This is a genomic window from Domibacillus sp. 8LH (assembly GCF_038806185.1).
Classification (GTDB): domain Bacteria; phylum Bacillota; class Bacilli; order Bacillales; family Domibacillaceae; genus Domibacillus; species Domibacillus indicus_A.
Genome location: NZ_JAVJNG010000003.1, coordinates 71,653 through 93,933 on the forward strand (window position 1 = coordinate 71,653; position 22,281 = coordinate 93,933).

The 22,281-nt window shown below is 45.8% G+C and carries 25 protein-coding genes and 2 riboswitches; of the genes, 17 read left to right on the forward strand and 8 right to left on the reverse strand.

Annotated elements, in window-relative coordinates; genetic code table 11:
• The first annotated feature begins 95 nt into the window (after positions 1 to 95).
• The 4 genes from RG959_RS06830 to RG959_RS06845 all read left to right on the forward strand — a co-directional run bounded on the left by RG959_RS06830 (position 96) and on the right by RG959_RS06845 (position 3,481).
• The gene (locus tag RG959_RS06830) at positions 96 to 1,553 is read left to right on the forward strand and encodes a nicotinate phosphoribosyltransferase (RefSeq protein WP_285879132.1); all 1,458 of its coding nucleotides are present in this window, start codon (positions 96 to 98) and stop codon (positions 1,551 to 1,553) included.
• 103 nt (positions 1,554 to 1,656) lie between these two features.
• Positions 1,657 to 2,253, forward strand: a complete 597-nt coding sequence (locus RG959_RS06835; protein WP_342796496.1) for an IMEF encapsulin system ferritin-like cargo protein — start codon at positions 1,657 to 1,659, stop codon at positions 2,251 to 2,253.
• A gap of 12 nt (positions 2,254 to 2,265) precedes the next feature.
• The gene (locus RG959_RS06840; RefSeq protein ID WP_251270415.1) at positions 2,266 to 3,120 is read left to right on the forward strand and encodes a family 1 encapsulin nanocompartment shell protein; all 855 of its coding nucleotides are present in this window, start codon (positions 2,266 to 2,268) and stop codon (positions 3,118 to 3,120) included.
• Positions 3,113 to 3,481: a 2Fe-2S iron-sulfur cluster-binding protein gene (locus RG959_RS06845; RefSeq protein ID WP_342796497.1), complete on the forward strand. Its 369-nt coding sequence runs from the start codon at positions 3,113 to 3,115 to the stop codon at positions 3,479 to 3,481. The genes RG959_RS06840 and RG959_RS06845 overlap by 8 nt, the downstream gene beginning before the upstream one ends.
• A 72-nt stretch (positions 3,482 to 3,553) precedes the next feature.
• On the opposite strand, the gene RG959_RS06850 is transcribed toward RG959_RS06845, so the two are convergent.
• The gene (locus tag RG959_RS06850; protein ID WP_342796498.1) at positions 3,554 to 4,033 is read right to left on the reverse strand and encodes a hypothetical protein; all 480 of its coding nucleotides are present in this window, start codon (positions 4,031 to 4,033) and stop codon (positions 3,554 to 3,556) included.
• A gap of 313 nt (positions 4,034 to 4,346) precedes the next feature.
• Between RG959_RS06850 and RG959_RS06855 the strand changes: the two genes are divergently transcribed.
• The 3 genes from RG959_RS06855 to RG959_RS06865 are packed head-to-tail and all read left to right on the forward strand — an operon-like array spanning position 4,347 to position 6,597.
• On the forward strand, positions 4,347 to 5,165 hold the full coding sequence (locus tag RG959_RS06855) for a basic amino acid ABC transporter substrate-binding protein (protein WP_242232226.1): 819 nt from the start codon (positions 4,347 to 4,349) through the stop codon (positions 5,163 to 5,165).
• A gap of 57 nt (positions 5,166 to 5,222) precedes the next feature.
• The gene (locus RG959_RS06860; protein ID WP_251270411.1) at positions 5,223 to 5,888 is read left to right on the forward strand and encodes an amino acid ABC transporter permease; all 666 of its coding nucleotides are present in this window, start codon (positions 5,223 to 5,225) and stop codon (positions 5,886 to 5,888) included.
• Positions 5,875 to 6,597, forward strand: a complete 723-nt coding sequence (locus RG959_RS06865; RefSeq protein WP_342796499.1) for an amino acid ABC transporter ATP-binding protein — start codon at positions 5,875 to 5,877, stop codon at positions 6,595 to 6,597. The genes RG959_RS06860 and RG959_RS06865 overlap by 14 nt, the downstream gene beginning before the upstream one ends.
• Positions 6,598 to 6,629: 32 nt before the next feature.
• On the opposite strand, the gene RG959_RS06870 is transcribed toward RG959_RS06865, so the two are convergent.
• Positions 6,630 to 8,333 carry an AAA family ATPase gene (locus tag RG959_RS06870; protein WP_342796500.1) on the reverse strand — a complete coding sequence of 568 codons (1,704 nt, stop codon included), beginning with the start codon at positions 8,331 to 8,333 and terminating at the stop codon, positions 6,630 to 6,632.
• A gap of 152 nt (positions 8,334 to 8,485) precedes the next feature.
• Between RG959_RS06870 and RG959_RS06875 the strand changes: the two genes are divergently transcribed.
• From RG959_RS06875 to RG959_RS06905, 7 genes are all read left to right on the forward strand, one after another.
• Positions 8,486 to 8,923, forward strand: coding sequence for a peptidylprolyl isomerase (locus RG959_RS06875; RefSeq protein WP_242232222.1), 438 nt, complete (start codon positions 8,486 to 8,488; stop codon positions 8,921 to 8,923).
• Between the two features lie 111 nt (positions 8,924 to 9,034).
• A riboswitch (TPP riboswitch) is annotated at positions 9,035 to 9,134 on the forward strand.
• Positions 9,135 to 9,190: 56 nt separating this feature from the next.
• The gene (thiW, locus tag RG959_RS06880) at positions 9,191 to 9,688 is read left to right on the forward strand and encodes an energy coupling factor transporter S component ThiW (protein WP_342796501.1); all 498 of its coding nucleotides are present in this window, start codon (positions 9,191 to 9,193) and stop codon (positions 9,686 to 9,688) included.
• On the forward strand, positions 9,688 to 10,488 hold the full coding sequence (gene thiM / locus RG959_RS06885; protein ID WP_342796502.1) for a hydroxyethylthiazole kinase: 801 nt from the start codon (positions 9,688 to 9,690) through the stop codon (positions 10,486 to 10,488). The genes thiW and thiM overlap by 1 nt, the downstream gene beginning before the upstream one ends.
• Position 10,489: 1 nt before the next feature.
• The gene (gene thiD, locus RG959_RS06890; RefSeq protein ID WP_342796503.1) at positions 10,490 to 11,296 is read left to right on the forward strand and encodes a bifunctional hydroxymethylpyrimidine kinase/phosphomethylpyrimidine kinase; all 807 of its coding nucleotides are present in this window, start codon (positions 10,490 to 10,492) and stop codon (positions 11,294 to 11,296) included.
• Positions 11,293 to 11,922: a thiamine phosphate synthase gene (thiE, locus tag RG959_RS06895; RefSeq protein WP_342796504.1), complete on the forward strand. Its 630-nt coding sequence runs from the start codon at positions 11,293 to 11,295 to the stop codon at positions 11,920 to 11,922. The genes thiD and thiE overlap by 4 nt, the downstream gene beginning before the upstream one ends.
• Before the next feature lie 72 nt (positions 11,923 to 11,994).
• Entirely contained in the window at positions 11,995 to 12,894 is a 900-nt protein-coding gene (locus RG959_RS06900; RefSeq protein ID WP_342796505.1) for a diacylglycerol/lipid kinase family protein, read from the forward strand.
• 88 nt (positions 12,895 to 12,982) lie between these two features.
• Positions 12,983 to 13,519 (forward strand): divergent PAP2 family protein, encoded by a 537-nt coding sequence (locus RG959_RS06905; protein ID WP_251270404.1) that lies wholly within the window; start codon positions 12,983 to 12,985, stop codon positions 13,517 to 13,519.
• A gap of 29 nt (positions 13,520 to 13,548) precedes the next feature.
• Here RG959_RS06905 and RG959_RS06910 read toward each other — a convergent pair whose 3' ends face one another.
• Together RG959_RS06910 and RG959_RS06915 are read right to left on the reverse strand one after the other, a co-directional pair.
• Positions 13,549 to 13,824 (reverse strand): hypothetical protein, encoded by a 276-nt coding sequence (locus tag RG959_RS06910; protein ID WP_342796506.1) that lies wholly within the window; start codon positions 13,822 to 13,824, stop codon positions 13,549 to 13,551.
• A gap of 600 nt (positions 13,825 to 14,424) precedes the next feature.
• Positions 14,425 to 15,684 carry an NAD(P)-dependent malic enzyme gene (locus RG959_RS06915; RefSeq protein ID WP_342796507.1) on the reverse strand — a complete coding sequence of 420 codons (1,260 nt, stop codon included), beginning with the start codon at positions 15,682 to 15,684 and terminating at the stop codon, positions 14,425 to 14,427.
• Between the two features lie 207 nt (positions 15,685 to 15,891).
• A riboswitch (SAM riboswitch) is annotated at positions 15,892 to 15,997 on the forward strand.
• 65 nt (positions 15,998 to 16,062) lie between these two features.
• Here RG959_RS06915 and RG959_RS06920 point away from each other — a divergent pair.
• Entirely contained in the window at positions 16,063 to 17,163 is a 1,101-nt protein-coding gene (locus tag RG959_RS06920; RefSeq protein WP_309086949.1) for a methionine biosynthesis PLP-dependent protein, read from the forward strand.
• Positions 17,164 to 17,171: 8 nt separating this feature from the next.
• Complete coding sequence (gene metC / locus RG959_RS06925) at positions 17,172 to 18,317, forward strand: cystathionine beta-lyase (RefSeq protein WP_342796508.1); 1,146 nt, start codon at positions 17,172 to 17,174, stop codon at positions 18,315 to 18,317.
• A 42-nt stretch (positions 18,318 to 18,359) separates the two neighbouring features.
• On the opposite strand, the gene RG959_RS06930 is transcribed toward metC, so the two are convergent.
• The 4 genes from RG959_RS06930 to RG959_RS06945 all read right to left on the reverse strand — a co-directional run bounded on the left by RG959_RS06930 (position 18,360) and on the right by RG959_RS06945 (position 20,482).
• A complete protein-coding gene (locus RG959_RS06930; RefSeq protein ID WP_050181614.1) occupies positions 18,360 to 18,611 on the reverse strand; it encodes a GlsB/YeaQ/YmgE family stress response membrane protein in 252 nt (83 codons plus the stop codon).
• Positions 18,612 to 18,763: 152 nt separating this feature from the next.
• On the reverse strand, positions 18,764 to 19,009 hold the full coding sequence (locus tag RG959_RS06935) for a hypothetical protein (protein ID WP_342796509.1): 246 nt from the start codon (positions 19,007 to 19,009) through the stop codon (positions 18,764 to 18,766).
• A 9-nt stretch (positions 19,010 to 19,018) separates the two neighbouring features.
• Complete coding sequence (locus RG959_RS06940) at positions 19,019 to 19,192, reverse strand: hypothetical protein (RefSeq protein ID WP_342796510.1); 174 nt, start codon at positions 19,190 to 19,192, stop codon at positions 19,019 to 19,021.
• 72 nt (positions 19,193 to 19,264) lie between these two features.
• Positions 19,265 to 20,482, reverse strand: coding sequence for a NupC/NupG family nucleoside CNT transporter (locus tag RG959_RS06945; protein WP_309086953.1), 1,218 nt, complete (start codon positions 20,480 to 20,482; stop codon positions 19,265 to 19,267).
• Between the two features lie 172 nt (positions 20,483 to 20,654).
• Here RG959_RS06945 and RG959_RS06950 point away from each other — a divergent pair, with 172 nt between their 5' ends.
• Complete coding sequence (locus RG959_RS06950) at positions 20,655 to 22,226, forward strand: peptide chain release factor 3 (RefSeq protein WP_242232208.1); 1,572 nt, start codon at positions 20,655 to 20,657, stop codon at positions 22,224 to 22,226.
• Positions 22,227 to 22,281: the final 55 nt, after the last annotated feature.

The following is a 22,281-nucleotide window of genomic DNA, read 5'->3' on the forward strand; positions in this document are numbered from 1 at the left end:
CACAAGAAATAGTCCGGGACAAGTTGCCGGAACGCTCAAAAAGGTGTAGGATAATAGGAATGAAACACGATGGAAAAGCAAAGGGAGTAAAAATAATGTCACGATATGAAGACGACAGCCTTGCCTTGCATACCGACCTTTATCAGATTAATATGGCCGAAACGTACTGGCATGATGGCATCCATACAAAAAAAGCCGTATTTGAATTATATTTTCGCAAGCTTCCATTCGGAAACGGATACGGTGTTTTTGCCGGATTAGAAAAAATTATCGATTACTTGGAGAATTTTCATTTTTCAGAGAGCGATATCGACTATTTGCGCGATATCGGCTACAAGGAAGATTTTTTAGCTTATTTAAAAAACATGAGGTTTACAGGCACGTTAAAAAGCATGCAGGAAGGTGAGCTTGTCTTTGCAAACGAACCGATTCTACGTATTGAGGCGCCGCTGGCGGAAGCTCAAATTGTCGAAACCGCCCTGCTTAATATTGTGAACTATCAAACATTGATCGCCACGAAAGCATCTCGGATTAAACAGGTGCTTGGCGACGAAACGGCAATGGAATTTGGCTCGCGCCGGGCGCACGAGATGGATGCAGCAGTATGGGGAACGCGGGCTGCTTATATCGGCGGTTTTGACGCAACAAGCAATGTCCGGGCAGGCAAGCTGTTTGGCATTCCTGTTTCCGGTACGCACGCCCATGCACTTGTGCAAACGTACAAAGATGAATACACAGCTTTTCGCAAATATGCAGAGCGGCATCGTGACTGTGTGTTTCTCGTAGATACGTATGACACGCTCAAGTCTGGTATGCCGGCAGCGATCCGGGCCGCAAAAGAGCTGGGAGACCAGATTCGCTTCGTTGGTGTCCGCCTCGACAGCGGCGATATGGCTTATCTTTCCAAGGAAGCACGTAAAATGCTTGATGAAGCAGGGTTTCCAAAAGCGCATATTGTGGCGTCCAATGATCTGGATGAATACACAATTATGAACTTAAAAGCTGAAGGTGCCAAAATTGATGTATGGGGTATCGGTACAAAGGTGATTACCGCGTATGACCAGGCTGCTCTTGGCGCCGTTTATAAATTGGTGTCGATTGAAGATGACAACGGAAGGATGACGGATACGATCAAGCTGTCAGCCAATCCAGAAAAAGTGACAACACCTGGATTAAAACGCGTGTACCGCATTATCAATAAGCTGAATGGCAAAGCGGAAGGGGATTATATTGCGATGGAACATGAAGATCCACAGCATGCCGAGCGGCTGAAAATGTTTCATCCTGTACACACCTTTGTCAGCAAATTTGTGACCAATTTTGAAGCGCGCGAACTGCATGAACCGATTTTCATCAACGGCACGCGTGTATATGAACTGCCCGATATCCACACGATCCGGAGCCGGACGGCGGATAACCTGTCGCTATTATGGAGCGAATACAAGCGGGCGCTTAATCCGGAAGAATATCCGGTCGATTTAAGCCAGGCCTGCTGGGATAATAAAATGAAAAATATTGAAGCCGTTAAAGCGCAGCCGCAGGAGCAGCTGTAACGGCCCGAAAAAGCGCCAAAATCGGCGCTTTTTTTCATGTAATCTTTGCCCCTGTAAAAAGCAGCGATTATAATGGAAGAAGGTACACTAGGAGGTGCGTCTCGTGAAGGAAGAATTAAGTGAATTTTATGATATCTTTACCGGCACTAAAAAAGATATTGAAAGTTTTATGGCAATGCTCGATCCGGTTATTAACAATGCAAAAGATGACCACGAGCGGCTGTATTATCACCATATTTTTGAAGAAGAGGAACAGCGGCTTGCCAGGCTTGCCGAGTTGATCCCGCTGATTGAAACCTTTCAGGCCGGGCGGGGAGGCGATTTCACACCGTCCAACAATACGTTCAACCGGCTGCTGCAGGAATTGAATCTTGAAAAGTTCGGCCTGCATAACTTTGTGGAGCATCTTGATCTTGCTCTTTTTCAATTTAAAGATGCGGAGCGCCAGGCCAAGCTGTCCCAAATGCGCGAATCCAATTATAAAAGTTATCAGTTTGTAAAAGAAAAGCTTGCCGGCATTAACAAACGCTTTGACACAGGATACACAGACCCACATGCGCATCATGACGAGCATGGGGATCATTTAAACCATCATGCACACAGCGATCATCATTCCCATGTGCATACATCGGCGGCGCTTCTGGCAAAACCGGCAGGACCAAAGCGGACATTTACAGTAGGGTCCCTTATTTCAAAGTAGGAGGAAGAGTTGATGAGCAAATTACACTTATATCCAGACGCACCACTATCAGAGGCTGACTTTGATCAGCTGGAGCAAATTATGATTGAAGCGGCCAGGGGGCAATTAACAGGCCGGCGGTTCATTGAGTTGTACGGCCCGCTTGGACGCGGCGTACAGAGCATTCACACAGACATTTTTTCCGAAAAAAGCGCAGCTCATATGGATTTGCAGGGATCGTTTGACACGGAAGTGGAATCATCCAAGCGCGTCAATTATACCATTCCTATGTTATATAAGGATTTTGTTTTGTACTGGCGTGACATTGAGCAGGCAAAAGCACTTGATATTCCGATCGACTTTTCCGCAGCAGCCAATGCAGCACGTGATGTGGCATTGCTCGAAGACGAAATGATTTTTCATGGCGCGGCCCAGTTTGACATACCTGGTTTAATGAATGTCAAAGGACGCCAGACACACTTAATCAGCAATTGGTACGAATCCGGAACCGCATTCCAGGACGTAGTGGAAGCACGTGGAAAGCTGATGGAGATGAACCATAACGGTCCGTATGCGCTTGTTCTGTCGCCAGAGCTGTATGCACTGCTGCACCGGGTACACCGCGATACAAACGTGCTCGAAATTGAGCATGTGCGTGAGCTTGTAACAGGCGGCGTTTTTCAATCGCCTGTTTTAAAAGGAAAAACAGGTGTGCTTGTGAATACAGGACGTAATAATCTTGATTTGGCGGTATCGGAAGATTTCGAAACCGCTTATCTCGGCGAAGAAGGAATGAACCACCCATTCCGTGTATACGAAACGGCAGTGCTCCGGATCAAACGTCCATCTGCAATTTGTACATTCGCCGACCCAAGAGATGATGAATAGGGAGTGGACGGTCGGTTCGCTCATTCCAGGCAGGGAAACACGGCGTGTACCGCTGGAGCCGCCGGCCCGCCTGGCGGAAGAAGAGCAGCCATCTCTCGATAAGCTGGCAGCCGCTGTCCAATGGAAGCAAAAAGAAGCCTCCTGCACTGTATCAGTCAAGCCGGGTGTTACACTGCTCGATGCGACGCTTGAACAAGGGTGCAGCATAGATTACAAATGCCGTAAAGGAACATGCGGCCGATGTGCTGTGGACATTCTTTCAGGAGAAGCTTTTCTCTCACCTAAAAATGAAGCCGAACAAAAAAAGCTCGGCGCTTCTTTACGCAGGCTGGCCTGCCAGACGGTCATGAGAGAAGCGTAAAAAACAGGGAAGCCGATTTGGCACCCTGTTTTTCACATAAAAAAAAAGCCTTTTAACAAGGCCTGTTATATATTAAGCAAATTTTTTCGTATGGATGGCAACTACATTCGATTCAATCGCAAATGGCAAATGAACATGCCGCTTTTCCAGTTCGTCTATACTGACGTCCCGTACAAGCTTTAATGCTTCCTTTTTAAAGGAATGAGTGACAAATCCTTCATTTACTTCACACAGCTTACGCAAGTAGCGAAGGGTTTCTTCTGTCATTAGTTCTCGAACGGCTGCATTTTGAAGCTGGCAGATCAATTTATGGCGAAGTCCCCGCATGACGCCGATTTGATCAACGTGTGCTGTAACGTTTTCGCCGCTATCTGCCACAAAGCTGAACGAAATGTATTTTCCCTGGGACAAATCAACATTTGTAAAAACCGGATTGGTATATGTTTCACCGGATGAAAGTGTAATCGACTCGGCTTCCGCAGCACCACCTAGCTTTCGGCTGTTGGCGATAACCATATGGATGTCTTTGAGTCCGTGAAGCATTCCATTCATGCAGTCTCCCTCTTTCCATCGTCGTTCTTCTTTCATCTTAAAGGGAATGATAATCATTGTCAATAAGAAGTTAAGGAAGCATGAACTGCGTATTTTTGTACAGAATAAAAGAGCATTCCGCTTTACTTAATACTATTCAGAAAATTCGTTCTTTATGCAAAATCTATTCAGTATTCTGTAATAAAATGCAAAAAATGCGCATTTTCGATGAATATTCATGTATAAAAATAAATAAATGCATAAAAAATGATTGAGTTTTTAAAGTGAAAAGAGTATTATCGTACTATATAAAAAAATCAAAGGGGATTTTTAGATGACCTATTCATTTAAAAAAGCAGCAGCCGCTATCATGGCCAGCACTGCTTTGCTGTTAGCAGCGTGCGGCGGCGGAGAAGAAGAAAAGGGCGGCAGTCCTTCTGAAGAGAAAAAGGTACTTAATGTTGGAACGGAAGCTACATTCGCTCCGTTTGAATTTATGGATAAAGGTGAAGTGTCCGGATTTGACGTAGATCTTTTAAATGCCGCAGCAGAAGAAGCTGGCTATGACGTCAACATTCAAAATACAGGATGGGATTCCATGCTTGCCGGTCTTCAAAGCGGACAGCTTGATATCGGCATGTCGGGCATTACTATTACCGATGAACGTAAAGAAACATATGATTTCTCTGTTCCATATTTTGAATCCGTAACGATGATCGTCTACAAAGAAGGAACAGACATTAAAGCAGCGGAAGATTTAAAAGGTAAGAAAATTGGCGTTCAAAATGGAACAACTGGACAATTTGCAGCTGAAAGCATCGTGGGTGTAAACAACAATGCTATTTCAAAATATGAAACAGCCGCTCTGATGTTCCAAGCTCTTCAAAGTGGAGACGTTGAAGCTGTAGTAACAGATATTGCAGTAGCACTTGAATATGAAAAATCAAATCCGAATGCCGGTGTTAAAACGGTCACAGATGATCAGTTTGCAGCTGAATACTACGGTATTGCTTTCCCGAAAGGAAGCGAGTATAAGGACGATTTTGACAAAGCATTAAATACGCTTTACGAAAACGGTAAATACGCTGAAATCTACGAAAAATGGTTTGATGAAGCGCCAGATATGGAAACTTTAAAAAAAGCAGCGCAATAAAAAAACGGCTGTCCATTTCTTAACGGACAGCCATTTTCTATGAAAGGAGAGAAAAAAATGGATTTTCGTTTTGATATTATCACAGATTATATGCCGTTTTTTCTGCAGGGCTTAAAAGTTACGCTCGGTGTTTCCCTTGCCGGTGTGCTTGCCGGGCTTGTACTCGGGCTTTTTATCGCGCTCGGAAAAATGTCAACTAATAGATGGATTCGTCTTCCCTTTAATATTTATATTAATATTTTCCGGGGAACACCGCTCCTTGTTCAGCTATTAATTATTCATTTTGGGATAGTACCGTTGTTTATGTCGCCTTCTAATCCCGTTGTATCTCTTGTGATTGGATTGTCTCTGAATGCGGCAGCATATATTGCGGAAATTTTCCGGGCAGGTATTCAATCTATTGATAAAGGGCAGATGGAAGCTGCGCGCTCTCTTGGGATGACGCGCGTGCAGGCGATGAAACTCGTTATTTTGCCGCAGGCGTTTAAGCGTGTAATTCCGCCGCTCGGCAATGAATTTATCGTGTTACTAAAAGAATCTTCACTCGGTTCGGTGCTGGCTGCGCCTGAACTGATGTATTGGGGCCGTGCTGCGGCAGGCCAGTATATTCGTGTATGGGAGCCGTACCTGACCGTTGCACTTATTTATCTTGTACTGACACTGTCACTTACCTACTTGATGAATTATGTTGAAAGGAGATTAAGCACTGATGATAAGCGTTAAAAACTTAAAAAAATCTTTTGGTGATAATGAAGTGCTGAAAGACATTTCCCTTGATGTATCACCGCAGGAAGTGGTAGTGGTTATTGGTCCATCCGGATCAGGAAAATCAACGCTTATCCGCTGCTTAAACATGCTGGAAACAATTGATGGCGGGCACGTAATCATTGATGGAAAAAATTTAACCGATAAGAAAACAAATATTAACGAGGTTCGAACAGACGTAGGAATGGTGTTTCAGCACTTTAACTTATTCCCTCACAAAACGATTCTTGAAAATGTTACACTCGCCCCCATCAATGTGCGGGGGATAAAAAAAGCAGAAGCAGAAGAAAAAGCGCGGGTCCTGCTGGACAAAGTAGGTCTTGCCGAAAAAGCCTCTGCTTATCCGGATTCACTTTCCGGGGGACAAAAGCAGCGTGTGGCGATTGCGCGTGCACTTGCGATGGAGCCGAAGGTCATGCTGTTTGATGAACCAACATCGGCTCTTGACCCTGAAATGGTTGGGGAAGTGCTGGAAGTCATGAAGCAGCTGGCTAAGGACGGGATGACCATGATTGTCGTAACGCATGAAATGGGCTTTGCCCGTGAAGTGGGCGACCGGGTTATTTTTATGGATAATGGCTATGTAGTGGAACAAAACGAACCGAAAGCGCTATTTGATGCTCCTCAGCACGAACGGACGAAAGCCTTTTTAAGCAAGGTGCTATAACAAAAAAGCCTCCTTTTAAAAGGAGGCTTTTTTTAGTGCTGGTAAATAAGCATTTCGATTTCTGTGCCTTCAAGCGTTTCTTTGGTCATTAAATCTTCTACGAGCCGTTCGAACGCCTCTCGGTTTTCCTCAATTAATGTTTGGGACCGTTCGAGTGCGACTTCAAACAGCTCATTCATTTTTGTTTCCTTGTCTGCTTGACGGAATGTCAGGGAAAAACGATCCTGGAAAATACCGGTATCTACCATGCGTTCTAAGATCTGTTTTGCCTGCTGAACATCACCGCTTACGCCAATTGAATGCTCGCCAAGGTAAAGGCGCTCTGCTACCCCGCCTGAAAGAATCATAGCCACCTGGTCAATCAATTCGCTGGCCGTTGATAAATGAAGCTCTTTCGGCACAGGAGCAACATAACCAAGCGCTTGTCCACGCGGAATGATCGTAGCCTTGCGGACAGAACCGGGCTTCGTGAGAGCAGCTACTAGGGCATGGCCGGCTTCATGAATCGCGACACGCCGCTTTGTAGCAGGGTCTGCAAGCGGCCGTGTTGTTGTGCCCAGAATGGTTCGGTCAAGTGCATAGTCAAAATCTTCTTTTCCAATCGTATCACGCCCGCTTCGAATGGCATTGCGGCTTGCCGTTTCAAACAGCGCCGACAATTCAGCTCCGGAAAAGCCGACGGTAGACTCTGCCAGATCCTGAAGCATGGCGGCGGCGTTGTCGGTTAATTTTCTTCCTTTGGCGTGAATATCAATAATTTCTTTCCGTCCTTTTGCATCCGGCAAAGTCACATGGAACGAGAAATCAATACGGCCGGGGCGGAGAAAGGCTTCATCAAGCATGTCGCGCCGGTTTGTCGCAGCGATAAACAGAATACCATCATTGTCAAGGCCGCCATCAAGCTGGACAAGCAGCTCGGTCAGTGTTTTTTCGCCTTCCTCGCCGCCGTGTGCTTTCCGGCGCCCGGCTAATGCGTCAACTTCATCAATAAAAATAACAGCTGGTTTTTGTTTGCGTGCTTCTGTAAACAAACTGCGCACACGCGATGCACCAACACCGACGAACAGCTCTGTAAAAGCGGAACCGCTTGATGAAAAGAAAGAAGCGCCAATTTCACGGGCAATAGCCTGAGCGAGCAGCGTTTTTCCTGTTCCCGGCGGGCCGTATAGAAGAATACCGCGCGGCGGTTCAAGACCCAGACGGGTAGATAAATCTCTTTCTTTTAAAATCGACAGCGTCTGCAGAATATCTTCCTTCATCTCATCCGCAAGACCGCCGACATCATTAAGCGTAATATCTGGAAGGGGACGGGCCTGTGAAAGGCTGTTTTTCATCGAGTGAGCCACACCCATTCCGCCGCCTTTTTTTCGGTAAATGTAAAACCCAATGGCTGATGCTGTTAACAGAACAAGTACAATAATCCAGCTTTCATATGGATTGGCTTTTACATATTCATAGCGAATATTGTATGTTTTGTTCAATTGGTCAACCGCATCGCTTCCCGGAGAAATATAAGAAGTAAACTCGCCGTTTTGTGTGGAAATATGCAGCTTGCCGTCAGGATGCTCCTCTAGCTCAACTACTTTTCCGTTTTCTTTTTGAATAATAGATTCAACCGATGAAAACGGAACGACAGTCGCTTGATTCGTATCCCGTACATATAAAAATACAACGGCCGCTATGAGCAGCGAAAAAGCAATCGCTGCTTTCCACCACAGTCCGGGACGTGTTAACATCGACATCACACTCCCTTTTTAGTCTCTCTCTATTATAAGAGAAAACGAGAATCGATGAAAGCGGAAAACATTTCTGCTCCAAAACACTCTTGTTTTAAAATCGAATGGTGCGTGGTATGATAAGGAAGATTAAATTTAAAGGAGCGATTACTTTGGCGAAAAAAGGCTATATTCAAATGAAAGACGGAGCGAAAATCGAATTCGACTTGTTTCCGGAGGCAGCACCAGGTACAGTAGAAAACTTCGAGAAACTAGCGAATGAAGGATTTTATAACGGTGTTGTATTCCACCGTGTTATTCCGGGATTTGTAAGCCAGGGCGGCGATCCGACTGGAACAGGAATGGGCGGTCCGGGTTACACAATCAAATGCGAAACAGAAGGAAACCCGCATACACATCAGGAAGGGTCTCTATCTATGGCACATGCAGGAAGAGACACAGGCGGCAGCCAGTTCTTTATCGTTCATGAGCCACAGCCTCATTTGAATGGCGTTCATACTGTTTTTGGCCAGGTAACATCAGGCATCGAAGCTGTAAAGTCTATGAAAAATGGCGATGTAATGGAGAAAGTAGAAGTATTCGACGCGTAATGATGCACTAAAGCCGGCTTTTGCCGGTTTTTTTATGGAAAAAATGAGTATTTCGGATGTGCAGTTGACGAGGTTCATACAACTGTGTAAAAATAAAACACATCATACATAAAAGCCTACTGGGGGTGCCTTCAGGCTGAGAGAGGAATGTCCTTAACCCCAATAACCTGATCCGGATCATGCCGGCGTAGGGAAGTAGCAATCACTGACGAAAAAACGGTTCAGCGTATTGCTGAGCCGTTTTTTGTATGAAGGAGGAAAAATCAGTTGTTTACCCCTAAAAAAATGGCGGTAATGTCTCTCCTGGCCGCAATTGGCGTTCTCGGCGCCACCTTTATCTGGTTTCCGGCAGGGGCGGCGAAAGCCTTTCCCGTCCAGCATGCCATCAATGTGCTGGCGGCCATTTTGCTCGGTCCCGGCCCGGCAGTCATCATCGCTTTTTTAATTGCAGCTGTTCGTAATCTATTAGGGCTTGGAACGATTCTCGCTTTTCCAGGCAGTATGATTGGTGCCGTTTTGGCCGGATATGCTTATCAAAAATGGAAGAAGCCTTCTCTTGCCGCAGTGGGAGAAATAGCAGGAACCGGCGTGATCGCTTCGCTTGTATCTGTACCGATCGCCAACTTATTTCTCGGTATGAAAGCAGCCGCATTTGCCTTTATGCCGGCATTTCTCATCAGCAGCGTGACAGGGGCCGTGCTTGGTCTTCTCCTGGCCGTCCGCTTGAAAAAAACAAAAATGTTTCAACGAAAGGATCATTTCTAATGAATAATCACGATGCAGCTCAGCTGCTCCAAAAAGTAAGAGCGGAAAAGCCGCTTATTCACAATTTAACCAACACTGTTGTGACAAACTTTACGGCAAACGGCCTGCTTGCACTGGGTGCTTCCCCGGTTATGGCTGATGCCGTGGAAGAAGCAGCAGATATGGCTCGTATTGCGTCTGCCGTTGTCCTCAATATCGGTACACTTTCAGCTTCTAAGGTAGAAGCCATGATTTTAGCAGGGAAAGCAGCGAATGAAAAAGGGATTCCTATTTTGTTTGATCCCGTTGGGGCAGGAGCCACTCCATTTCGCACAGAAAGCGCCAAGCGCATTTTATCAGAGGTAAAAGTGGATGTACTGCGCGGGAATGCAGGAGAAGTTGCCGTGCTGTGCGGACGGTCCGTTGAAGTAAAAGGAGTAGACGGCGGTGGAAATGAAGATGTGCGCAGACTGGCAAGGGAAGCAGCCGAACTGCTGAACCTTACTTGTGTGATTACCGGCAAGGAAGACAGTGTGTTTGGGGAAGAAGCATATGCCATTCAAAACGGCCATCCTATTTTAACGCGCGTTACAGGGACAGGCTGTCTTCTTGGGGCTGTAATTGCTTCTTTCTGCGCGGTTGAAAAAAACTACGCAAAAGCAGCTGCAGCAGCGCTGTCCTTTTATGGTGTGGCTGCGGAACGTGCTGCCGCTGCGCCGGGTGCGGACGGACCGGGTACGTTTGCTGCCGGGTTTATCAATCAACTTTACCAAACGAGCAGCCAGGACATGATCGAAAACGGAAAAGTAGAGGTGCTTTAATATGACAGTAGCCAAAGCATTAACAATTGCAGGATCTGACAGCGGAGGCGGCGCTGGCATTCAAGCGGATTTAAAAACATTTCAAGAATTGGGTGTGTACGGCACGTCCGCTTTAACGGCTGTTACAGCACAAAACACACTCGGCGTACACGGTGTGTATCCGATCGAAGCTGAAGCCGTAGAAAAGCAAATTGAAGCGGTACTGTCAGACATCGGAGTAAATGCCGTGAAAACAGGGATGCTGTTTTCGGCTGGCATTATTGAAGCCGCTGCCTGGACACTCCGGAAATACGAGTGCCAAAATCTTGTCATTGACCCTGTGATGATTGCCAAAGGGGGTGCTTCATTGCTGCAGAAGGAAGCATCTGAAGCATTGAAAAAGGTTTTGCTTCCGCTTGCGCTTGTTGTGACCCCTAATATTCCTGAAGCAGAAGTGCTGACAGGAATGACCATTCGTTCAGAAGCCGATAAAAAAGAAGCGGCAAAGCGGATTGCTTCTTACGGGGTGAAAAACGTCTTGATTAAAGGCGGTCATGAGGAAGGAGATCAAACATCCGACCTTTTATATGACGGGGAGGCGTTCCACATGTTTACCGGCCGGCGGATTGATACAAAAGACACTCACGGGACCGGCTGTACTTTTTCAGCGGCTATGACGGCGGAAATCGCAAAGGGTGCATCTGTCCACGCGGCGGCGCAAACGGCTAAATCTTTTATTCAGGCGGCGATTGAAGACGGTCTTCATATCGGAGAAGGCCATGGGCCGACTAATCATTGGGCACATCGCCAGCGGGGAGGACAGCTATGAGAAATGAGCAGCTGGCTGTGTATTTTATTGCCGGTACGCCGAACTGCCCGCGGCCGATTGAAACGATCTTGCAGGAAGCCATTGCCGGCGGCATTACGATGTTTCAATTCCGGGAAAAAGGAAAGGATGCGCTCAAGGGAGCTGCCAAAAAACAAACCGCGCAGCGCCTTCAGACGATCTGCCGGGAAGCAGGCATCCCGTTTATTGTCAATGATGATATTGAGCTTGCCGTCGACATTGGTGCAGACGGTGTTCATATTGGCCAGGAAGATGAAGCGGCATCCATCGTACGTGAGAAGCTAAAAGGCGGTATTGTCGGAGTATCCGTTCATACGATGGAAGAATTTGAACAAGCGATAAAAGATGGAGCTGATTATGTCGGGACCGGTCCAGTATATGCCACCGCAACGAAAACGAATACCCGCCCGGTGGCAGGCACGGGCTTAATCCACCGTATGAAAGAGCGTTATCCCCAGTTTCCAGTAGTCGGTATTGGCGGCATTACGCTTGAAAACGCGGAAGAGGTCATCAGGGCCGGAGCCGACGGAGTATCTGTGATTACGGCCATCAGCCTGGCTGAAAATCCTGCTTCCGCTGCAGTACTTTTAAAAAACAACTTCTTATAAAAAAGCAAACCAGCAGGCCTTTTTTCGTGCTATGATAAGAAAAACGTATTTAGAACGAGGCCGGGTGAAGCAATGTACCTATTTATTATCAACCCGTCTTCCGGAAACGGACAGGCGGTTTTTTTGTGGAAAAAAGTTGAGGGTATTTTAAAAAAGAAACAGATTCCTTATGCAGCGCTTGTGGGAGATTCGGACGTAGCAGCCCGTGAGTTTATTTGGAAGCGGATGAAAGAAAAAAAGATAAAAGCTGTGGCGGTGATCGGCGGCGACGGAACCTTTCACGCGGTTATACAGGACCTTGTTTACACGGATACAGCGGCAGCTTTGCTCCCAGCCGGGGCGGGGAATGATCTCGCCCGTATGTTTGGCCTGACGAAAAATCCGCATGCCTTTGTAGAAGGACTGCTGTCAAAAACTCCGCAGCAGATCGATGTATTGAAAGTCAACAACAGCTTTGGGCTGACGGTTTCCGGTATTGGTCTGGATGCTCATATTGCCGGACAGGCAGCCCGGGCTTTTTATAAAAAAACGCTTCATAAACTTGGGACAGGCGGCCTATCTTATAAGCTGAGCGCCCTTTCATCCATTATTCGCTACAAGCCATTTAAAAGCATTGTTACGATTGATCAGGATCAATACATATCAGACCGCACCTGGATGATCGCAAGCGGCAATACGTCTTTGTATGGGGGAGGGCTTGTCATTTGCCCGTATGCCCATCCTATTGATGGAGTAGCCGACGTTACACTTGTGCATACTGTGTCGAGAAGACGGCTGCTTTTTCGGCTGTTTCCGCTTCTTATGAAAGGGGACCCGGTACTGCGTGCAGGGGTTACCTATAAAAAAGGCAAAAGCATCATGGTTCAAACGAGCCGGCCGGTGCCGGTAATGGTTGATGGTGAAGTAATTGGCGCAACGCCTGCTGCCATTTCTATTCAAGAAAAAGCTATTTATCTCATCATCACTACGTAACAAAATGAAGCTTGTTTGCATATTAGAGCCAGGTTTTGGGTATGAAAAAAAGAGAAGATATGTGCACAAGCGAAGTGGAGGCGTAGGAATGGAAAAAATGAACCGTGGTATTTTAACAGCGCTGTCAGCGATCGGCATTGCGCAAGGGCTGAAAATCTTTACTCATAAAAAAGTAAGTGGCAATTGGGATGTAAAACAAGCTTTTACAACAGGCGGTATGCCAAGCTCTCACTCGGCCGGCGTGTCGGCACTGGCTTCTTATGTGGCTGCAAATAAAGGGTGGCGCCACACGGAAACAGCATTAGCAACTGTTTTTGGTGTCATTGTAATGTATGATGCTCAAGGCATCCGCCGTCATACGGGAGAAATTGCCCAGCTGGTCAATGATCTTGAAGACAATCTTGCTAAATTTTCCGGTGAATTTCCGAGTTTTCAATACGTGCAGCGCGAAAAAGAATTAAAGGAATTGCTCGGCCACCAGCCGGTCGAAGTAGGGGCAGGTGCCCTGCTAGGCATTCTCCTTGGCATTGTCTCTGCAAAAATTGAAGACGGACTGCGAAAATCAGAACAAAAAAAACAAATTTACAATCGGCGTGAAATCAATCGGCGTAAACATCAATGGTAACGAAAAAAGCACCCGTCGCGGGTGCTTTTTTATTTGATTACTTGGAAAACAATATGACGGTTCATAACCGGTTTCAGCTTGAAAAGCACATGATGGATGATTTCCTTTTTCATCACAGCTGAAACGGCCGGTGAGAGGGTTAATGATTGAATAAAGCGTAATGCGTGGCATTCGATATAGTGGGTAATTTGCTCTTTATAAAATAAATCGCGCTTAACGATTTTTTCCTTTATTTCGTTTGTAAGCTGTATCGCAAATTGCGTAACAGAATACTCAACTCCTCCGTAAAATTCAGCTACTGTCATAGCTCATTCCACTCCTTCCTCCATTCCATTTGTCAATACTTCTATTTATATCTTAACACAAACTTTACAATAAATTAATAATTAAATGATATTTATTTACATTACCTTAATTTATATGCCATAAAAAGCCTTATATGAAAAAAAACCCTAAATAAAAGGGTTTTTTTTCAGTGTGTAGATAAAGTCTTTTGCTTTTAAAAAAGAGCCGATAAGTGAAGCCTGCCGGACTTCGCGTTCCTCGGGCAGTGCGGGAGTCTCCTCGGCTGCGCCTGCGGGGTCTCCCGATTCACTGTACTTCCCGCAGGAGTCTTCGTCCGGCAGGCTTCACTAAGTAGTGTTGATGATCCATAAGCAAGAACTGAATAGAAATTCTCTCTTTATTTAAACAGAAAGATACGACCTTATGAGCTCTGTACAATCTTGTCGCAAGCCACTTCGGCGGGAGGGCAGCGCAGATTCCTATGGGCCGTGCCTGCCCCATGGAAAGCGGAGCTGCCTGGGCGCCGCCGCCGATCCACCCCATTCATGTGCACAATCGTTCATATAATTTGTCCACGGTCTGAAAAAACCCTAAATAGAAGGATTTTTTTGTATAACGATTTAAGAAAGCGAAATCGCTGCCGGCTTTACTTGAAGGGAAGAAAGCTGGTACGTTTTATGGCGGATTGCTTCAACGGAAACATGTTTTCGTGCAACGCCGGTATCCATCGCTGCCTGCGCGACAGCAGCAGCCACTTCCGGTGCTACACGTGGATCAAATGCAGATGGAATAATATATTCCTCAGAGCGTTCTTGATCGCCTACAAGAGAGGCAATGGCAAAAGCAGCAGCCATTTTCATTTCCTCATTGATATCTGAAGCCCGTGTATCAAGCGCCCCTCGGAAAATGCCCGGAAAAGCTAAAACATTGTTGACTTGATTTGGAAAGTCGGAGCGGCCTGTGCCGATCACGCGTACACCGGCTGCTTTGGCATCTGCCGGCAGAATTTCCGGCGTTGGGTTGGCCATTGCAAAAACAATCGCATCCTGCTTCATCGTCTGGATCATAGCCGGTGTCAGCGCTCCGGCAGCAGAGACACCGATAAACACATCGCTGTTCTTTACAGCTTCCTCAAGCGGTCCGCTCACTTTATCCGGGTTGGTAAACGAAGCAATTTCTTCTTTAATCGGATTCATCCCAGCGGTCCGTCCCTCGTAAATCGCTCCTTTCGTATCACACATAATAATATTTTTTACGTTAAATGCCTGAAGCAGTTTAGCGATGGCTATACCAGCTGAACCAGCACCATTAATAACAATTTTGATATCAGAAAAGGACTTGTCCACAATCTTTAACGCATTAATTAAACCGGCAGCTGTAACGATCGCTGTACCGTGCTGGTCGTCATGAAAAACAGGAATATCCATTTCCTTTCTGAGACGCTCCTCAATCAAAAAGCAGTTGGGCGCTTTGATATCTTCTAAATTAATGCCTCCAAAGGATGAAGCAGTAAGTTTTACAGTTCGGATAATGTCTTCTGGGTCGCTGCTATTAATGCAAAGCGGAAAAGCATCCACACCGCCAAAATTTTTAAATAAAATGGCTTTTCCCTCCATTACGGGAAGGGAAGCATGTGCGCCGATATCTCCCAATCCGAGAACAGCTGAACCGTCTGATACAACTGCCACTGTGTTGGCTTTCATCGTATACTCATACAGATTTTCTGGGTTTTCGTGAATCTCAAGGCAGGGTTCAGCAACGCCTGGCGAATAAACAAGGCTTAAATCGTTTAAGTCTGTAACCCCCATTTTCGCTGCTGTTTCCAGCTTTCCTTGATAGTGACGATGAAGATCAAGTGCATCCTGACGTAAATCTTTCAATGTGATTCCCCTTTTCTGTTCAGTTTTCTAATTTTCATAGCAACGCAAACCGGAAACTGATTCAAATTTTCTGAAAATTTATTTTTGTATTGTATCGCTTTTCAGAAGGGTTGTAAATAGAATCGGGCAAAAAATGTCCCGATAAATAAAAGGGTTGTGTTCTTTTCTTTTTTACTGTACATTTAGAAAATAAGATCAATTAAACAAACCTTATCAAGAGAAGCGGAGGGACTGGCCCGACGATGCTTCAGCAACCGGCCGTATCGGCAAAGGTGCTAAATCCAGCGGACTGACACCGTCCGGGAGATGAGAAGAAGTGTAAAAACAAGCCTTCTTCCATGGAGGCTTGTTTTTTTTATATTAAAAGGAGCGATAGAAATGACAAATATTGAAACAAAGCTTGCCCAACTCGGCAACCGTACAAACAATCCAACTGGAACAGTTAATCCGCCTGTTTATTTTTCAACAGCTTATCGCCACGAGGGAATTGGCATGTCAACAGGCTATGATTACGTGCGGACAGGAAACCCAACCCGCGAAGTCGTCGAAAAAGCGATCGCTGATCTTGAAGGAGCAGATGCAGGATTTGCTTTTTCTTCCGGCATGGCCGCTATCCATACTTTAATGTCTTTGTTTGAGCCGGGCGATCATTTCTTAGTATCAGCTGACTTGTACGGCGGCACGTACCGCTTATTTGAAAAAGCCTGGAAAAAGTTTGGTCTCGACTTTACATATGACAGCTTTGAGTCATTGAGTGAAACAAAAAAATTGGTAACCGAGAAAACAAAAGCGATCTTTTTGGAAACGCCGACCAACCCGCTTATGAACGAAATCAGCATCAAGGCCGTTTCTGATTTTGCAAAAGAACACGGTCTGCTGCTGATTGTGGATAATACATTTTATACTCCAGTGCTGCAGCGCCCTATTGAGCAGGGTGCCGATATTGTTCTTCACAGCGCCACGAAATATCTTGGCGGGCATAATGACCTGCTGGCCGGCTTAATTGCTGTAAAAGGTGAAGAACTGGCTGCTCGTGTTTTTGACTTTCAAAATGCAATCGGTGCCGTACTCGCGCCATTTGATTCCTGGCTGCTTGTCCGCGGTATGAAAACGCTCAGCCTGCGTATGAAGCAGCATACAGAAAACGGTCAAAAAATTGCGTCATTTTTAAAAGAGCATGATGATATTACAGACGTTCTATATCCGGGACAGGGCGGTATGCTGTCATTCCGCTTACGGTCAGAAGAGTGGGTAAATGCATTCCTGCAAAACTTGCAGATTATTTCCTTTGCGGAAAGCCTGGGCGGCGTAGAGAGTCTTATGACATATCCAGCCACGCAAACCCACATGGATATACCGGAAGAAATCCGTGTTGCAAACGGCGTCTGTAACCGGCTTTTACGTTTTTCAATCGGGATCGAACATGCGGAGGATTTAATTGCAGATCTCGAGCAGGCATTTCAAAAAATGAAGGGATGAACAACGAGTTGAGCGACTATACATTTCAAACCAAATTACTTCATAACAATCATAAATTTGATCCAAATACCGGCGCGGTCAGTGTGCCAATTCAGCATGCATCTACGTTTCATCAGTCTGATTTTGATTCGTTTGGCCAGTATGATTACAGCCGGTCCGGCAATCCGACTCGTGAAACGCTAGAGGCAGCAATTGCTGAATTGGAAGGCGGCGTGCGTGGTTTTGCGTTCGCTTCCGGTATGGCGGCTATCTCTACAGCGTTTATGCTTTTATCAAAAGGCGACCATGTAGTGGTGACAGATGACGTATACGGCGGCACGTTCCGGATGGTTACATCCGTGCTCACACGCTTTGGCATTGAACATACATTTGTCGATATGACAGATCTGGATGCTGTTGCTAAAGCTATTCAGCCGAATACAAAAGTGCTTTACATGGAAACGCCGTCTAATCCGCTGCTCAAAGTAACCGATATTGAGGGCGTTGTGAAACTCGCTAAAGCGAACGGATGCCTGACATTCTTAGATAACACTTTTTTGACTCCTTATTTGCAGCGGCCCATTGAGCTTGGTGTAGATCTTGTTCTTCATAGTGCAACAAAATTTTTGTCCGGGCACAGTGATGTGCTTGCCGGTCTCGCTGTAGCAAAAGACGAAGAATTAGCTGCTCAATTTTATGCGCTGCAAAACTCGTTTGGAGCGGTGCTTGGCGTTCAGGACTGCTGGCTTGTGCTGAGAGGATTAAAGACATTATCAGTTCGGATGGAGCAGTCACAAAAAGGGGCAGCTGAAATTGCTCATTACCTGGCTTCTCACCCAAAAGTTAAGCATGTGTATTACCCAGGTCTTGCTGAGCACCCAGGCCATTCTGTTCACTTCCGTCAGGCAGCAGGCGGCGGCGCTGTGCTGTCATTTGAACTGGAAGATGCAGATGCGGTGCGCCGTTTTACTGCCCGCGCAAAAATTCCAGTTTTTGCGGTTAGTCTTGGTGCGGTTGAATCTATTTTGTCATACCCGCCAAAAATGTCCCACGCGGCTATGCCGGATGCGGAACGGGACAAGCGTGGCATTCGAGACGGATTGCTGCGTCTGTCCGTTGGGCTGGAATCTCCAGATGATTTAATCCGGGATTTTGAACAGGCTTTTCAAGATTAATGCAAAAAAACGTCATCCTTTTTAAAAGGATGACGTTTTTTATTAAGCGTGACGCATTTTTTTTAGGATAAAGCTTACAATGGCAACAAGGATGATAGCGCCGATTAAAGCTGGAATAATGGCCATTCCACCGATGGTTGGTCCCCAATCGCCAAAGATTGCGCCGCCAATCCATGCGCCAATAATACCTGCAATAATGTTGCCGATGATTCCGCCTGGAATATCCTTACCTAGAATAAGTCCTGCTAACCAGCCGATGATTCCACCGACAATTAAGAAGATAATAAAGCCCATGATGTTTTCCTCCTGGTAAAGTTATTTGTAATGCTTTGATGGTTTATGTATTCCCGATATCAAATAGATCAAACCAAAAAAATGAATAAAAATTAATTGACAATATTTTCACAGTCAAGACAAAAGAAAAAGAAAGAGCGATCGCTCTTTCTTTAGTATTTCCGAATGGCAAAATCACATTCACCTTCGAGTGCTTTAATCAGCGGACCGAACCCACTGGCTTCATCCATTACACGCTGATCAAGCAGTTCATTAAATCGGCCTCCGTAAAATTTCACATAAAGCATAATGCTGAGACGGTGGCCGCCCCTCTCAGGGTCTTTCAATACATCAACCTGTGCAGCAACATCAACAAACGTTTCATCTGCATGATCATCAATGCCGGCAGCCTGCTGCACGGCGTTTTGTTAGCAGGCAGCAATTGAAGCACCAAATAACTCAAGATAGTTTGTCCGCAGTTGTCCTTGGCCGCCTAATATGGATGGAGTGGTCAGCTCAAGGTTCAGCGGTCCCTCTTCTGTCCAGACGCTTCCTTCCCGTCCGCCCTTTGCATTAACGGTCACACTATAGACCGGTTCCATTAAGAATCGCTCCTTTTCGGGTCAGATTGAGTTTCTTCTATCATTTCCCTGTGAAAAGAAGCGGCCAAACAATTAAAGAAGCATACCGGCAATCGCAGCGCTGAGCAGGGAAGCAAGAGCACCTGCTATAACTGACTTCAAGCCGAGGCGGGCAATGTCAGCACGGCGGGAGGGAGCTAGGTTTCCAAGTCCGCCAATTAGAATTGCTAATGAAGAAATATTCGCAAACCCACAAAGCGCAAAGCTGATAACAGCGACTGTTTTCGGAGTCAGGCTGTCGATTTGCGGGGCAAAATTAGAATAAGCAACAAATTCATTTACAACGAGCTTTTGTCCGATAAAGCTGCCGGCTGTAACAGCTTCATGCCAAGGAACACCGATGGCAAAGGCAATTGGCGCGAAAAGGTAGCCAAGAATCATCTCAAGAGAGAGGCTGTCTAATCCGAACCATCCGCCGATTAAGCCAAGCAGGCCGTTGACAAGAGCGATAATAGCCGTAAAAGCTAGTAACATGGCGCCAATATTCAGGGCAAGCTGAAGACCGACGCTCGCTCCTTTAGCAGCTGCATCAATTACGTTGACAGCATCTTCATCTGATTCCATTTTAAATTCTTTTGGCTCAGGTTCCGCAGATGTTTCTGGAACAAATAATTTAGCCATGACAAGCCCAGCCGGTGCAGCCATAAAACTTGCAGCAAGTAGATACTCAAGAGGCACGCCAAGAAGGGAGTAGCCAATCAAAACAGAGCCCGCAACGGATGCAAGTCCGCCTGTCATAACGGCAAATAATTCTGATTCTGTCAATTTGTTAATATAAGGCTTAATCACAAGCGGGGCTTCCGTCTGCCCGACAAAAATGTTGGCAGCAGCCGACATCGACTCTGCTTTTCGTGTACCGAGTATAGCGGACAAGGTACCGCCAATTATTTTAATAAAAAACTGCATAATGTTTAAATAGTACAAAACAGAAATCAAGGCCGAGAAAAAGATAACAACAGGAAGAACATTTAAGGCGAATACATATGTAATCCCAGATTGTTCTGTATATAAGCCGCCAAATAAGAAATTAATCCCTTCATTAGCATAGCCAGTAATTGCGTTGACGACTTCTGTTAGCTTCAGCATCATTTTTTGCCCGAAGCTCCATTTTAAAACAACAAATGCAAAAACAAGCTGGAAAGCAAGGCCGCCAAGTACAGTCCGCCAGTTGATGCGCTTTCGATTGGTCGAGAAAAGAAATCCAATCCCTAATACGATTACAACCCCAAATAGTCCCCAGAGGAACGACATTTTAAACACTCCTTTAATTTTCTTTACACATCCACATCTGACTAGTTTATAATTAACAGCGTTGGCTATTCAACTGTTTAGAAAAAGACGCAACATTAAAATAATACTTACTTATATAGCTTATCTGATTTAACAGAATATAAACGTGTAAGGAAAGAAAGGAAGAACAGAAATGGCATCATTTAAAGAAGATGTATTATCGAGACGAACCTTTGCAATTATCTCCCACCCGGATGCCGGGAAAACGACGATGACAGAGAAATTGCTTCTATTCGGCGGTGCAATCCGTGACGCCGGAACGGTAAAAGGAAAGAAAACAGGAAAATTTGCTACATCTGACTGGATGGAAATCGAAAAGCAGCGGGGGATTTCCGTAACCTCTTCTGTTATGCAGTTTGCTTATGAAGGGTACAATGTAAACATTTTGGATACACCGGGTCACCAGGATTTCTCGGAAGACACGTACCGGACGCTGATGGCGGTTGACAGTGCCGTGATGATTGTCGATGCGGCAAAAGGGATTGAAGCCCAGACACTCAAATTATTTAAAGTATGCCGCATGCGCGGCATTCCGATTTTTACGTTCATTAATAAATTGGACCGCCAGGGGAAAATGCCGCTTGAACTGCTGGAAGAGCTTGAAGAGGTGCTCGGCATTCAGTCATATCCGATGAACTGGCCGATTGGCATGGGGAAAGAGTTTTTTGGCATTTACGACCGTTATAACAAGCGGGTTGAACAATTCCGCACAGAAGAAGCGGACCGTTTTTTGCCGCTTGATAAAGAGGGGCATATTGCGGTTGACCACCCTATTAAAGAATCTTCTCTTTACACAGAAGCGATGGATGATATTTTACTGCTCGAAGAAGCAGGCAATGAGTTTTCTCGGGAAAAAATTAATTCAGGTGAATTATCACCTGTCTTCTTCGGCAGCGCACTGACAAACTTCGGCGTACAGACATTTTTAGAAACGTACCTGCAGTTTGCGCCGCCGCCACAGCCGCGCAATGCTGACGCAGGAGAAATTGATCCGCTGAACGAACAGTTTTCCGGCTTTATTTTTAAAATCCAGGCAAATATGAACCCCGCTCACCGTGACCGGATTGCTTTTCTGCGTATTTGCTCCGGCAAATTTGAGCGCGGTATGGCGGTTACACTCGCCCGGACAGGAAAAACAACAAAGGTGTCCCAGTCCACACAATTTTTAGCGGACGACCGCAGTACGGTCAATGAAGCGGTTAGTGGGGACATCATCGGACTATACGATACTGGAACGTACCAAATTGGCGATACCCTTACAGGCGGCAAGCCGATTTTCCAATTTGAAAAGCTGCCTCAGTTTACTCCGGAGCTTTTTGTGAAAGTGGCGGCGAAAAACGTGATGAAGCAAAAAAGCTTCCACAAAGGAATCGAGCAGCTTGTACAGGAAGGCGCTATTCAAATGTATAAAACGGTCCGTACAGAAGAGTATATTCTCGGGGCTGTCGGGCAGCTCCAATTTGAAGTATTTGAGCACCGGATGATCGGCGAATACAATTCAGAAGTGCGCATGGAGCCAATCGGCCAAAAAATTGCCCGCTGGATTGAAAACGAAGAGGATATTACCGATGCCATGTCGTCTTCGCGCAGCACGCTTGTGCGCGACCGTCATGGCAAGCTTGTATTCCTGTTTGAAAACGACTTTGCGCTCCGCTGGTTCCAGGATAAGCACCCAAATATCCGTTTGTATAACTTAATTGGATAAAAAGAAGCCTCGTCTATCGAGGCTTTTTTTATTTTAACGTGTTCCACTTGGTCAG

Bases quoted from the DNA above. Each gene is read 5' to 3' on its own strand.
- RG959_RS06850 (WP_342796498.1), bottom strand. From the start codon at position 4,033: ATGAATGGAATGCTTCACGGACTCAAAGACATCCATATGGTTATCGCC.
- RG959_RS06940 (WP_342796510.1), bottom strand. From the start codon at position 19,192: ATGGAACCGGTCTATAGTGTGACCGTTAATGCAAAGGGCGGACGGGAA.
- RG959_RS06910 (WP_342796506.1), bottom strand. From the start codon at position 13,824: ATGACAGTAGCTGAATTTTACGGAGGAGTTGAGTATTCTGTTACGCAA.
- RG959_RS06930 (WP_050181614.1), bottom strand. From the start codon at position 18,611: ATGGGCTTTATTATCTTCTTAATTGTCGGTGGAATCATCGGCTGGTTA.
- thiM (WP_342796502.1), top strand. From the start codon at position 9,688: ATGAATAATCACGATGCAGCTCAGCTGCTCCAAAAAGTAAGAGCGGAA.
- RG959_RS06920 (WP_309086949.1), top strand. From the start codon at position 16,063: ATGACAAATATTGAAACAAAGCTTGCCCAACTCGGCAACCGTACAAAC.
- RG959_RS06840 (WP_251270415.1), top strand. From the start codon at position 2,266: ATGAGCAAATTACACTTATATCCAGACGCACCACTATCAGAGGCTGAC.
- thiE (WP_342796504.1), top strand. From the start codon at position 11,293: ATGAGAAATGAGCAGCTGGCTGTGTATTTTATTGCCGGTACGCCGAAC.
- RG959_RS06830 (WP_285879132.1), top strand. From the start codon at position 96: ATGTCACGATATGAAGACGACAGCCTTGCCTTGCATACCGACCTTTAT.
- RG959_RS06900 (WP_342796505.1), top strand. From the start codon at position 11,995: ATGTACCTATTTATTATCAACCCGTCTTCCGGAAACGGACAGGCGGTT.
- RG959_RS06865 (WP_342796499.1), top strand. From the start codon at position 5,875: ATGATAAGCGTTAAAAACTTAAAAAAATCTTTTGGTGATAATGAAGTG.
- RG959_RS06905 (WP_251270404.1), top strand. From the start codon at position 12,983: ATGGAAAAAATGAACCGTGGTATTTTAACAGCGCTGTCAGCGATCGGC.
- thiD (WP_342796503.1), top strand. From the start codon at position 10,490: ATGACAGTAGCCAAAGCATTAACAATTGCAGGATCTGACAGCGGAGGC.
- RG959_RS06855 (WP_242232226.1), top strand. From the start codon at position 4,347: ATGACCTATTCATTTAAAAAAGCAGCAGCCGCTATCATGGCCAGCACT.
- RG959_RS06860 (WP_251270411.1), top strand. From the start codon at position 5,223: ATGGATTTTCGTTTTGATATTATCACAGATTATATGCCGTTTTTTCTG.
- RG959_RS06870 (WP_342796500.1), bottom strand. From the start codon at position 8,333: ATGTTAACACGTCCCGGACTGTGGTGGAAAGCAGCGATTGCTTTTTCG.
- RG959_RS06950 (WP_242232208.1), top strand. From the start codon at position 20,655: ATGGCATCATTTAAAGAAGATGTATTATCGAGACGAACCTTTGCAATT.
- RG959_RS06945 (WP_309086953.1), bottom strand. From the start codon at position 20,482: ATGTCGTTCCTCTGGGGACTATTTGGGGTTGTAATCGTATTAGGGATT.
- RG959_RS06845 (WP_342796497.1), top strand. From the start codon at position 3,113: ATGAATAGGGAGTGGACGGTCGGTTCGCTCATTCCAGGCAGGGAAACA.